This is a genomic window from Pseudomonas sp. Sample_23 (genome assembly GCF_004307595.1).
GTDB classification, from domain to species: domain Bacteria; phylum Pseudomonadota; class Gammaproteobacteria; order Pseudomonadales; family Pseudomonadaceae; genus Aquipseudomonas; species Aquipseudomonas atacamensis.
In genome coordinates this window covers 34,253-46,349 of sequence record NZ_RCNX01000059.1, presented here as the reverse complement: position 1 = coordinate 46,349, position 12,097 = coordinate 34,253, and the positions used below count along the sequence as shown (strand labels likewise).

Here is a 12,097-nt window from a genome sequence, read left to right as displayed (position 1 = left end):
CACAATCCTCATGGGGCAGTGACATTGATTGCCACTTGCTGGCGCAGAATCAGTTCGGTCAGGCGCAGGGCATTGCTCGGGTAGTCGAGCAGGTAACGCTTGATCGTGTGCGGCTCGCGGTACATGCGGTAAAAGGCGCGCAGGTGCAGGCGATTGATAGCGTCGGGGTAGTAACGCTCGCTGGCATTGGCCTCCTGACGAATGAAACCGCCGCAGGTGAACGCCACGCCGCTGAAACCACCGCGCAGTGCTTCGAGGATAAAGCGCTCCTGCAGACCGGCGCCAAGGCCGACCAGCAGCAGGTTGGTGCGCTGTCGGCGGATGTCAGCTTGAATTGCCGCACCTTGTTCGGCGTCGAAGTAACCGTTGTGCGCGCCGACCAGTTGCAGGCGCGGGTACTGCATACCGAGCTTGTCAACGAAACGATCAAGCTCGGCCTGCCGCGCACCGACCACGTAGACGCGTTTGCCGCGCTGCTCGGACTCGCGCAACACCGGATCGGCAATCGAGGTGAAATCGAAACTGACCCGCTGCACCGCGCGCCCGGTGATGCGCGACATGAACCCGGACATCAGCATGCCGTCGCAGAAATACGCCAGCGACGGCGGCGGCTGGCGGATGAAACTGCCGATCGAGGCGAAGTTGAGAAAGGAGAACGCCCGGTTGGATTCCAGCAGGGCCGGCGAATAACGGTCGAGCAATTCCAGGCGGATCATGATGCGAGATCCTGTGTTTCGGCGGCGCAGGTTGGCCGGCCGACGCTGATGTAGGTGAAGCCGCGTGCGCTGAGGCGTTGCGGATCGAACAGGTTGCGCCCGTCGAAAATCAGCGGATTTTTCAACTGGCGGGCGAGCAGTTCGAAGTCTGGTGCGCGAAACGCTTGCCACTCGGTGACGATCACCAGCGCGTCGGCATTTTTCAGCGCCGCCTCTTTGGTCCCGGCCAGCGTCAGGTCATCGCGCGGGCCGTAAAGCTGCTGGGCTTGTTCCATGGCTTTCGGGTCGAATGCCTGCACGCTGGCGCCGGCCCGCCACAACGCCTCCATCAACACGCGGCTGGGGGCTTCGCGCATGTCGTCGGTGTTGGGCTTGAAGCTCAGGCCCCACAACGCGAAGGTTTTGCCTTCCAGCGCGCCGTTGAAGTGCTCGGCGATCTTGTGAAAGAGCGTGCTCTTCTGCTCGTTGTTGCGTGACTCCACCGCGCGGAGCAGGCGCGCATCGATGTCGACGCCGTGGGCGGCGTGGATCAACGCCCGCACATCCTTGGGAAAACACGAACCGCCATAACCGATGCCGGGATAGATGAACTGGTAGCCGATGCGCGGATCCGAGCCGATGCCATGGCGGACCATTTCGATGTCGGCGCCAAGCTTTTCCGCGAGCCCGGCCATTTCGTTCATGAAGCTGATCTTGGTCGCGAGCATGCAGTTGGCCGCGTACTTGGTCAGCTCGGCGCTGCGCACATCCATGACGATGATTTTTTCGCGGTTGCGATTGAACGGTTCGTACAGCTCACGCATCAGCGCTTCGGCGCGCGGGCTATCGGTGCCGATGATGATCCGGTCGGGGCGCATGCAGTCGTCGACCGCGCAACCTTCCTTGAGAAATTCCGGGTTGGAAACCACATCGAAGGTCAGTGCACCACGGCCGCTTTCGCCGAGGATGGCGCTGATGCATTCGCGCACCCGGTCCGCCGTGCCCACCGGCACCGTGGATTTGTCGACGATGATCTGCTCGCCGCGCAAGTGCTCGCCGATGGTGCGGGCGACGCTGAGCACATGTTTGAGATCCGCCGAGCCGTCCTCGTCCGGCGGCGTGCCGACGGCGATCAGCAACACGTCGCCGTGTTTTACCGCAGCGGCCAGATCACTGCCGAATTGCAGGCGACCGCTGTGATGATTGTCCCGCACCAGGCTTTTCAGACCCGGCTCGTAGATGGGCAGGCTGCCGTCATTCAAGGCTTGCACCTTGGCCGCGTCGACATCCACACACAGCACGTTGTGGCCGACCTCAGCCAGCGCGGCGCCCTGGACCAGTCCGACATAACCGATACCGAATACACTCACATTCATGGGAAAACCTCATGCGTGGCGGGGTGGGCCAGAGCGCTGGCCGCTGTCAGTAGATGTTTTTCGAGAAGAGGGTGAAGGGCGTCTTCAGGAGGATCTTGATGTCCAGCCACAGCGACCATTGATTGATGTAATTGAGGTCCTGGGCGACCCGGCGCTGCATCTTTTCCACGGTCTCGGTTTCGCCGCGATGCCCGGTGATCTGCGCCAGACCAGTGATGCCAGGCTTGAGCCGATGCCGCGCCATGTAGGCGCGCACCTTGCCGGTGTAATAGATGTTGTGAGTGACTGCGTGCGGGCGCGGGCCGACCAGCGCCATGTGGCCGAACAGCACGTTGAATAGCTGCGGCAGCTCATCGATCGAGCTGCGTCGCAGAAAGCGTCCCAGCGGTGTGACGCGGTCGTCGTCGCGGGTGGCCTGACGCACTTGCTGATCGTCGTGCACGCGCATTGAGCGAAACTTCCACACGCGGATCACTTCGCCGTCGCAGCCATGGCGGTTCTGCTTGAACAGCACCGGCCCCGGCGAGGTCAGCTTGACCGCGATGGCCACGCCAAGCAGCAGCGGGCTGAGCAGAATCAGCGCCACCGCAGCAACGCTGCGTTCGAACAGGTCCTTGCAGAACAGGCTGCCGGGGTGCGAGGTGAGCAGGCTTTCGTTGAGATAGATCGCCGGCATGCGCTCGATCTCGGAGATCGAATGATTGAGCAGGACCATGCTGCCCAGATCCGGAATCCACACCACGTCGACGTTCATGTCGAGCAGGTTGATGTACAGCGCTTCGATGGTCGCTGCCTCGGCCATCGGCAGCACGATGTAGACGCGCCGCGCCTGCAACCGCGTGATGATTTCGCGAATGTCCTCGACCTCGCCGAGCAGCGGCAGGATGCTCGGCGCCGGGCCGCTGTCGGCTTTCGCCGCGACAAAACCGAGCAGCAGCGCACGATCCGGGTCGAGCAGTTTGCGCGCCAGTTCATGGGCGGTCGGGCAGGTGCCGATGATCACCGCGCGGCGCTCGTTGCAAATCATTTTGGTATACATGCGCACGAACAGATGCAGCGGCAGAAACGTCGCCGCCTGGGCGAGAAAACCGACCACGGCCCAGACAATCACCACTTGCCGCGAGAACAACGCGCTGGTCTGGGTGACGAAGGCGATACTCATCAGCAGCCCGAGCAGAATCAGCCAGCCGGCGAGCAAACGTCCGAGGCCGACCAGCAGACCATGGCGCTTGTGGTAGACCTGCACCAGGCCGTAGACCGGCATTGAGCCAAGCACGGTGAGGATGATCAGCAAGCGGTACTCACTGGGCAACTCGCCGATGCGCCAGTGCACCAGCACGATCAGCAACAGGTTGACCAGGGTCATTGCGCACAGCCATTGCACCCAGAAGGTGAGGCCGCGACGGTGTGCCATTTGCGCGGAATATTGCGAGGTCATCGGCGCGATCTCCGATTCGTCGAACAGGGAAGGATTTGCTGTTGCCGGGCGGCACGGCCCGAAGGATCAGCGCGGGGCGAAGTCGTAGTCGTAGAAGGAACGGGAATGGCCATGGCCGTACTTGCGCGCCTTGCGCAGATCGACCTGATTAAGCACCACGCCGAATACCGGCGCCTGGCTCTGCTGCAACACGGCGATGCTCTTGCGCACCTGGCCGACCGGCGTGCTCTGCGCCTTGACCACGTAGATCACTGCGTCGGAGTGCTGGGCCAGCAACAGTGCGTCGCTGACGATTTCTGCCGGCGGCGAATCGATGATGATGTGCCGGTAGCGCGACTTGAGAATCTGCAACAGCCGGCCGAGGCGTGGAGAGCTGAGCAAATCCTGCGCCGGCGCCACGGCATTGCTCGAACTGCTCGAGGCTTTCAAACGCGGTGCCTCGAACGGGTCCAGCGCCGATGGCGACAGGCAGCCGGCCGGGAGCATGTCGAGATTGCCGACGCTGCGGATGCAGTCTTCCAGCCGCGCGCTGCCGGCCATGAGGTTAGCGAGGCCGGGGCTCTGCGGCGGAAAATCGAAGTTCAGCGACAGCGTCGGCTGCCGCATGTCGGCATCGATCAGCAGCACCCGTTCCAGCGGCGCCAGCGACGAAGCGAGATTGTTGGCGATGGTGCTCTTGCCTTCGCCGGACACCGAAGACGTGACCAGCACCACCTGCGCCGGGCGTTCGTTGTTTTGCAGCATCAGCCAAGTGCGCAGGTTACGGATGGTTTCGCAGAAACGCGGGTGGTCGTTGTCCTCGAACAGCCGCGCCAACTGCCGCCGGCTCTTTTTCATCACCAGCGGCACGACGCTGAGCAGCGGCACATTGAGCAGGCTCTCGACGGTGTCGTCGGTCTTGAAGGTGTTGCTCAAGGTATCGAAGAGGAAGGCTAGGGCGATGCCGACGATCGCTGCAACCAGCGCGACAATCGCGAGAATCAGATTCTTGCGCGGTTTGCTCGCTTCCAGCGGTGCGATCGCCGGGTCGACGATGCGCGCCTTGGCCGAATCCATGTCCGAAGTGGCAGCGGTTTCCTTGAGGCGGGTGACGAAGGTTTCGTACAGCGCCCGGGTGCTGTCGACTTCACGCTGGAATTCGCGCAGCTGGAATTCCTTGCGCGAAATGTCCTGAATCTGCGCCTTGTTGCTGTTAAAGGATTTGCGCAAGGCGTCTTCGCTGGCCACTGCCAGTTGATACTGGCGCTCGATACCGGCAACCACTTGCTGCACTTGCAGGCGCAGGCTGTTGGCCGCCGTACGTTGTTCGGATCGGGCGGAGATCAGCGCCGGGTGCTTCGGCCCGTAGCGGCCCGACAACTCTTCGACTTTGGCCTGAGCCTTGGCCAGGTCGGCCTGGAACTGCTGGATCAGCGGATTGCTCAGCACTGCCGGCACGCTGGACAAACGACTGATATCGCCGTTGCTCAAGGCTTGCGCCTGACGGAACTGGCTCTCCGCTTCGGCACGGTCGCGGCGCGCATCGATCATGCGGTTGCCGGTCATCTGCAGCTCGTTGGCACTGATGGTGGCGACACCGTCGACATCGACCAGACCCTGTTCCTCGCGGTAGGCCTGCAACTTCTTTTCGGCGACGCGCAGGTTGTCGCGCAACTCGACCAGGCGGGTGTTCATCCAACTGGTGTTGTTTTGCGAAGACTTCAGGCTGGTGTCCTGCTGGCTGTCGATAAAACCCTGGGCGAGGGCGTTGGCCACCGCCGCAGCGAGTGCCGGGTCGGGCAGTTCGACTTCGATTTCCAGCAACTGACTCTTGCCGACGAATTTGACGCTGGTGTGCAGCATCAGATTTTGCGTTACGTCGTTGAACACCTGTTCTTCAGTCGCTGGCGGCTTCGGCGGCGGCAACAGGTCCAGCCACGGCAGCCACTGGTCACGATTGAGCTCCGCCAGCCATTGGCGCGGAGTGAACCAGCTCTGCGCCTGCTGGCGTGGATCGGTGATCGGATTCGTGGTGAGGCCGAGTTTGCGCACGGCGCGCTCGGCCAGCTCCCGCGATTGCAGCAGCGCTTGCTGGGTCTGCAAGTAATCAGTGGTGGTGGCGCCGCCGGATTCGGCCGCTTGCTGAAAACTCAAGACCGGCGGCGTCTTGTCCTTGATCAGCAGTGTCGCACTGCCGACGTACTGCGGCGTGATGAACGACAGCGCCGCCACGGCCAGCGCGCAACTGAGCAGCACCAGCCAGGCGATGTTCCACTTCGCCGACCAGATCACCCGCCACAGGTGCAGCAGATCAAGGGTATCCGACTCATCGGCGGCTTGCGTTGGCAAGTGGCCCTGGAGCGGACGTTCGAGGTAGGTGCTTGGGCTGTTGTCCATGATCAGAAAAAGCCTTGTGCAATGGAAATGGTGTCGCCGGGGGCGATGACGGTGGTGCGCGAGATGTTCTCGGTGACCGGCGGGCCGCCACTGCCGCGCAAAATCGTCACGCGTTTCATTGAGGCGCGCTCGGTCAGGCCGCCACCCAGGGCGATGGCTTTTTCCAGGGTCAGCCCGGGCTGAAAGGGATAACTGCCGGGCTTCTGCACCTCGCCGTTGATGTAAAACGGGCGGTATTCGATCTGGCTGAGGCTGACTTTCGGATCGACCAGATAGCCTTGCCTGAGGCCGTCGACGATTTTTTGTTCGACCTGATTGGGCGTCAGGCCCTTGGCGACGATTTCGCCGAGAAACGGGTAGGAGAAGGTGCCGGCATCGTTGAGGCGGATCTTCTTGAAGCTCAGTTCCGGCTCGCCGAACACGATGATGCGCAAGACATCGCCAGCGGCCAGGCGGTAATTGGTGTCGGTGTCCGCCGCCTCGACCGTGGGCACTGTCCAGAGCAGCAACAACAATAAAATCAGGCGCGTATGCATGGCCCAACCCTCCTACAGACTGACGTCGAACGTGATCTGGAAAACATTGCGGGTGAAGCTTTCGTTGTCGGCATCGGAATCGTTATCGCGGTGGCGGTAGGCGACTTCGACGTCCAGCCAGCGGCGCATTGCGTAATTCACGCCGAGTTTGTAGTCCTGCAAATCGTCGCTACGGTCCTGGCCTTCGTAGACGTAATGGCCCATGCCGACTTCGGCAACGCTGGTGATGCGTTCGGTCCAGCCGTGACGCCAACCGATCTGGGTGAAGGTGGCTTTCACCGCGTCGGAGCCGTCGTCGCCTTCGGCCATGGCCTGGCGGGCGAGAAAGGTGAAGGTCGAGTAGGTGCGCGGTTTCCACGCCAGATCCACTTGCCAGGTCGGGTTGCTCAGATCGTCGGAACCGCTCTGGTCGAAGTTCTTGCGCTCGTAACCGACGCGCAATTTGCCGGTGGTTTTCGCCGTCATGTCCCACTCGGCACCGGCCAGCACTGCGTCGGAGCGACTGCTGCGCGGGCTGTTCGATTGCAGGTAGTCGAAGCGGGTGTGGTCGTATTCGAGCAAACCACGGGTCTTGCTGCCGAGGCGGTGATACCAGGTGCTGGTCAGGTTGCTGGTGTTGCGCTCCTTGTCATCGTTGATGCCGTCGGAGTTGTCATAGCGCAGTTGTGCGTAACTGGCGCCGAGGTCGATCTGGTTCAGCGCACTGCGCGCGCCAAAGGTGTAGACGCCGCCGACGCGCTGACTCTCGATCTTGTCGTTGATGCCGTCGACGGCGGTCGAGGTGGTGCGCTCGTATTTGCGCGCCTCGGCTTCGAGTTTCAGACGATGCCGATCAGTGAACTCCATGATGCTGTCGGCGCGCAGGCGCTGGGCGGTGTTCGAAGCGTCTGAGGCGCTGTGATAGATGTAGCGGGTCGGTTCCCAGATCACCCGCGTGGCACTGTTGCGATCCTCGGCCTTGAGCTCGAAGGCCGGCGCCAGACGGGTGACCATGGTCGATTCGACATCGTGTTCGACTTCGCGAAAGTTGTCGTCATAGCTTTCCGACAAGGCAAAGGTCGGGGTGAAATCGAAGCCGTAGACATTGATCGCTTGCGGCTCAACGCTCCAGGCAGCTTCGGGGACACAGCAGGCGACGACTAAAACCAGGGAACAGCGAGGCTTCAGAGCCATGGATCACGCTCCTGATTAAGGGGGTCGGGGTCAGGGCGAAGCAGATCCGGACTATTGTCGCTGGCGTTCGAGGTAACTCAGCGGGACGCTGACGTGCTGTTGGCGGTTGAGAAAATTGAGCAGGATCATCACGCGCTCATCGCCGTGCATGGACAGGAACACGCCTTCGAGCGGGGACAGTGGGCCCTGGACGATTTGCAGAGGTTCGCCGGGCTTGAGTGTCGGTTCGGCAGGAAAACCGAGCGACTCCTGGCTGCGTTCGCGCAATTGCGCAATCACGTCTTCGTCGACCCGGGCGGGCACATGGTTGAATTCGACGATGCGGCTGACACCGCGGGTCGAGCGAATCGGTGCCCAGTTATCGTCGCGGCTCAGTTCAATGAATACGTAGCCGGGGAACAGCGATTCCAGTGTTCGTTGGCGTTTGCCACGAATACTTCGCTCGCTCATCAGCTGCGGCCGAAAGGTCGAATAGTTCTGTTGCTGCAGATTGAGTTGTGCCCGTTCATCCTGGCGGGGCTTGCACTGCAATAAATACCAGTTAGAGCCGTTGCGGCAAACCGTTAGCATGCTGGAGTACTCCATACATAGCGATCGTGTAAGCAGGGCGGCCGATAACGTGGGACTAGCCGCCAAGCTTGCTAGTAGGTAGTAGGCTGATCAAGGCAAAGTGCCGAGCCAGATGCATCAATGTTTATTGGCAGAAGAAGTGTTTCAAAAATGAATCAACTTGATTGGGTTGTTGTTATATCCATGGCCGTCTTGGCTATAACGAGTCCGCGCTTTTGTTTGAGCAAAGCTACCGCACGGTTCGCAGTTGCGACCTTCAGGATCCAATTACATAAATAGCCGGAGAGCAGAAAAGTGCGCGTCGGCGCGAGCTCATCGGGCAGTGATTAGTTATCGGCCAGTCTTTGCAAGCTGTCAATTGCTAACAGTCAAAAACATTACCTTTCATCCGCTGATGATGGCCATCTCACGTAGGTTATTGATTGGTAAAGGTGAAATTTATTCGTCGGGTTTTTTAAACTTTTCGAAGTTGTTGAAGTCGCGGAGGTTAGATGGTGCGCGTGATAGCAAATTAGTTTCAATCTTACATGTTTCGGTTCGTAAGAAGTTTTGATTTTAGATGCCTCGCGTCGGATGCTGCTGGCCCGGGTAACTAAGGTCGTCTATGAATAGTTACGGTCGTTCGCGGGTAAATGTTCGTGCTGCATATTTCTTGAAGTCAAACCGCTGAGCCGAGGCAATCATGAGTGTTCTGGTAACGGGTGCCGCAGGTTTTATCGGTTATCACACGGTCATGCGTTTATGTCGCGAAGGGCTAGAGGTTGTGGGTATCGACAATCTCAATCCTTATTACGACGTCAAACTCAAACAGGCGCGTTTGCAGAGATTGCAGACGCTGGCCAATTTTACGTTTCAGCGGCTGGACATTGTCGATCAGAGCGCTTTGACCGCGTTGTTCGAACACGGCCACTACAAACAGGTCATTCACCTCGCTGCGCAGGCCGGAGTGCGCTACTCGCTGGACAATCCTGATGCCTATGCGCAGTCGAATCTGGTCGGGTTTCTCAACGTTCTGGAAGCGTGCCGTCGTCACCCGCCAGAGCACTTGATCTATGCATCGAGCAGTTCGGTGTATGGCGCCAATACCAAGATGCCGTTTGCAGAAGACGATCCGGTCGATCAACCGGTTTCGTTGTACGCCGCGAGCAAACGCGCCAACGAACTGATCGCGCACAGTTACTGCCATCTCTACGGCTTGCAGGCCACCGGCCTGCGCTTCTTTACCGTGTACGGCCCGTGGGGTCGACCGGACATGGCGCTGTTCAAATTCACCGAAGCGATGCTCAACGGGCGCGCCATCGACCTCTACAACCAAGGCGAAATGGCGCGCGACTTCACCTTTATCGATGACATTGTCGAAGCGATTTTCCGACTGCTCGACAAACCGCCCGCACTCAGCGCCGAGCGCGGCACCAATCGCCTGTTCAATATCGGCCGCGGCAGTCCAGTAGCGCTGATGAGCTTCGTCGAATGCCTGGAGCAGGCACTGGGCATCAAGGCTCAGCGCCGTTATTTGCCGATGCAGGAGGGTGACGTGCTGAAGACCTGGGCCGACGTGTCGGCGCTGGCACGCTGCATCGACTTCAGCCCGCAGGTGCCGATCGAGCAGGGCGTGCAAGCGTTCGTGCAGTGGTATCGCGAGTTTTACCAGGTCTGATTCAGTGCAGGGTGACGGCCCTGCGACTTTCCCCGATGCGGATCCGGTCGAGGGCGCGGTTCAACGCATCCAGTGCATCGAGCAGCGCCTTGGCCTCGGCCTCACGCCCGTCGCCCCACAGGCGTTCGGCCATTTTGTTCAAGGCCAGAATGGCGCGTTCGATGTCGGCTGCGCTGGGGTTGCTGTCAGGGGGTGGTGGTTTTTTCGGCATTCAGGGTTCCTCGGCGGTCGGCAAACCACCATACCGCCAAGGCGCCGAGCTATACAGCCAGAAGTGTCGCCGATCAGCAGCGAATGCTATCTGATCAGCAAGCCGCCCCAATCAACCCCGCCTCGATAAACCGCACCGAACTCTCCAGCGCCTGCTGCCCCTCGGCCAGCATGCCTGCGTAGAAATGCCAGGCGTGAAACATGCCGGGCCACACTTCGAGATTGACCCGGACGCGGTTGTCCGCCAGGTGATTGGCCAGACGCATGGCGTCACTGAGCATCAGTTCGTTTTCGCCGATCTGTACCAGAATCGGTGGCAGTCCGGTGACGTCGGCGAACACCGGCGACGCCAGCGGATGGTTGGCCAAGGTGTCGCCGAGAAAGGCTCGCGCGAGGATATCCAGCACGGGCTTGGAGTTTAGCGGGTCAAGGCCTTCACGATTGCTCATGGAGGCGCCGGTGTGTTCGAGGTTGGCCCATGGCGAGATGGACGAACCCACTGCGGGCAAGGGCAAGCCTTTGGATTTTGCCGCGACCATCACGCTGACCACCATCGCGCCACCCGCCGACTCGCCTGCGAAGGCAATCTTGCTGGCGGCGATGTTCTGCTCAAGCAACCACTCATAGGCGCGCAAAGTGTCATCGATGGGGGCGGGGAACTGATGCTCGGGTGCGAGGCGGTAATCCGGCATGTACACCCGCGCGCCAAGCATTTTTGCGTAGTTGCCGCCGATGCCGTGGTAGCCGTCAGGTCGACCGACGATGTAGGCGCCGCCGTGGATGTACATCAGCACCGCGTCGGTCTTGAGTTCATCCGGAGTCACCAGCGTAGCGGGCACGCCGCCCATGTCGACTGCTTCAAATCTCACGCCAGCCGGTGGTTGATTCTGCCCGAGCATTTTTGCGTAGGCATCGCGGATGTCGCTCATCTTAGTGGTGGTATCGATACCCTTCAGCACGGGCACCAGATCGCTGAGGCTGTTGGCCCAGGTTTGCACGGCTGCTTTTACTTCAGTGTTCATATGACCTCGTTAGTGATGGCTTAACTAATCGAGATGTTATGCTCATGATTGGGGAATAGGGTTCCCCATAACCGGTGCCCACCCGCCTGAATGCCAAACCCGGAGGCCTCATGGAACTGCATAACCTGAACGACATCGCCGCCTTCGTCGCCTCGGTGGATACTGGAAGTTTTACGGCGGCGGCCAGGCAACTCGGGCTGACCCGCTCGGCCGTCGGTAAATCGATCGTACGGCTCGAATCGCGTCTGCAGGTCCGTCTGCTCAACCGCACCACCCGCAGCCTGAGCCTGACCGACGATGGTCGGGTGCTGTATGAGCGATGTGTGGGCATCTTGCAGGATCTGAACGAGGTCGAAGAGGCTTTGGCGTTCCGCCGTTCGACGCCCAGCGGCCGCTTGCGCATGAGCCTGCCGGTAGCACTGGGCCGGCTGCACGTTGTGCAGCACATCGAGCGCTGTCTGAGAGACTGGCCGTCGCTCGCCATCGACGCGACGTTTTCCGATCGGCTGGTCGACCTGATCGACGAGGGTTTCGATCTGGCGATTCGCATCGGTCCGCCCAAGGAAGACTCCGGGCTACTCACGCGCACGGTGGCTTACCAGCAAATGATCACCTGTGCCTCGCCCGATTATCTGAATGAACATCCGGCACCGCAGACACCCGAAGATCTCGCCGGGCATGCGTGCCTGCACTTCGTGAGCGGTGGCCGATTGCTGCCGTGGAATTTTCGCGTCAATGGTCAGCCTGTGCCGGTCATTCATGCCGGACGGCTGCAAATGGACAGCGCCGAAGCCTTGCATCAGGCGACTGCGGCAGGCCTCGGTATCGCGACGTTGCCATCCTATGTGGTCAACGATGACCTGCGCAGTGGCAAGCTCGTGCAGTTGCTCGCTGAGTACGCCGAGGCTGCCGAGCCGATCCGGGTGATTTACCCGAGCAAGCGACACCTGTCGCCGAAGATTCGGCTGTTTATCGACAGGCTGGTGGAAGCGTGGTCACCGGCGCCTTGGGACTGATCAGCCCCCATAGGAGCTGTGCCGCAAA

Annotated in this window: 11 protein-coding genes; 2 read left to right on the top strand and 9 right to left on the bottom strand. The window is 60.5% G+C overall.

Annotated elements, in window-relative coordinates; translation table 11 throughout:
* Positions 1-8 precede the first annotated feature (8 nt).
* The 7 genes from D8U82_RS15840 to rfaH all read right to left on the bottom strand — a co-directional run bounded on the left by D8U82_RS15840 (position 9) and on the right by rfaH (position 8,164).
* Complete coding sequence (locus tag D8U82_RS15840; protein ID WP_122746365.1) at positions 9-716, bottom strand: WecB/TagA/CpsF family glycosyltransferase; 708 nt, start codon at positions 714-716, stop codon at positions 9-11.
* The gene (locus D8U82_RS15835; RefSeq protein ID WP_130888102.1) at positions 713-2,071 is read right to left on the bottom strand and encodes a UDP-glucose/GDP-mannose dehydrogenase family protein; all 1,359 of its coding nucleotides are present in this window, start codon (positions 2,069-2,071) and stop codon (positions 713-715) included. The genes D8U82_RS15840 and D8U82_RS15835 overlap by 4 nt, the downstream gene beginning before the upstream one ends.
* Positions 2,072-2,117: 46 nt before the next feature.
* On the bottom strand, positions 2,118-3,509 hold the full coding sequence (locus D8U82_RS15830) for an undecaprenyl-phosphate glucose phosphotransferase (RefSeq protein ID WP_122704523.1): 1,392 nt from the start codon (positions 3,507-3,509) through the stop codon (positions 2,118-2,120).
* Positions 3,510-3,575: 66 nt separating this feature from the next.
* Complete coding sequence (locus tag D8U82_RS15825) at positions 3,576-5,885, bottom strand: GNVR domain-containing protein (protein WP_130902502.1); 2,310 nt, start codon at positions 5,883-5,885, stop codon at positions 3,576-3,578.
* A 2-nt stretch (positions 5,886-5,887) separates the two neighbouring features.
* Entirely contained in the window at positions 5,888-6,421 is a 534-nt protein-coding gene (locus D8U82_RS15820) for a polysaccharide biosynthesis/export family protein (RefSeq protein ID WP_071172312.1), read from the bottom strand.
* A gap of 12 nt (positions 6,422-6,433) precedes the next feature.
* The gene (locus D8U82_RS15815) at positions 6,434-7,594 is read right to left on the bottom strand and encodes an outer membrane beta-barrel protein (RefSeq protein WP_130902501.1); all 1,161 of its coding nucleotides are present in this window, start codon (positions 7,592-7,594) and stop codon (positions 6,434-6,436) included.
* 51 nt (positions 7,595-7,645) lie between these two features.
* Positions 7,646-8,164: a transcription/translation regulatory transformer protein RfaH gene (rfaH, locus tag D8U82_RS15810; protein ID WP_071172314.1), complete on the bottom strand. Its 519-nt coding sequence runs from the start codon at positions 8,162-8,164 to the stop codon at positions 7,646-7,648.
* Positions 8,165-8,846: 682 nt separating this feature from the next.
* Here rfaH and D8U82_RS15805 point away from each other — a divergent pair.
* Positions 8,847-9,821, top strand: a complete 975-nt coding sequence (locus D8U82_RS15805; protein ID WP_122704519.1) for an NAD-dependent epimerase — start codon at positions 8,847-8,849, stop codon at positions 9,819-9,821.
* Position 9,822: 1 nt separating this feature from the next.
* Here D8U82_RS15805 and D8U82_RS15800 read toward each other — a convergent pair whose 3' ends face one another.
* Together D8U82_RS15800 and D8U82_RS15795 are read right to left on the bottom strand one after the other, a co-directional pair.
* On the bottom strand, positions 9,823-10,032 hold the full coding sequence (locus tag D8U82_RS15800; protein ID WP_071172316.1) for a hypothetical protein: 210 nt from the start codon (positions 10,030-10,032) through the stop codon (positions 9,823-9,825).
* A 94-nt stretch (positions 10,033-10,126) separates the two neighbouring features.
* Positions 10,127-11,053: an alpha/beta hydrolase gene (locus D8U82_RS15795; RefSeq protein ID WP_177434140.1), complete on the bottom strand. Its 927-nt coding sequence runs from the start codon at positions 11,051-11,053 to the stop codon at positions 10,127-10,129.
* Between the two features lie 110 nt (positions 11,054-11,163).
* Here D8U82_RS15795 and D8U82_RS15790 point away from each other — a divergent pair, with 110 nt between their 5' ends.
* On the top strand, positions 11,164-12,069 hold the full coding sequence (locus tag D8U82_RS15790) for a LysR family transcriptional regulator (protein ID WP_130902500.1): 906 nt from the start codon (positions 11,164-11,166) through the stop codon (positions 12,067-12,069).
* Positions 12,070-12,097 lie beyond the last annotated feature (28 nt).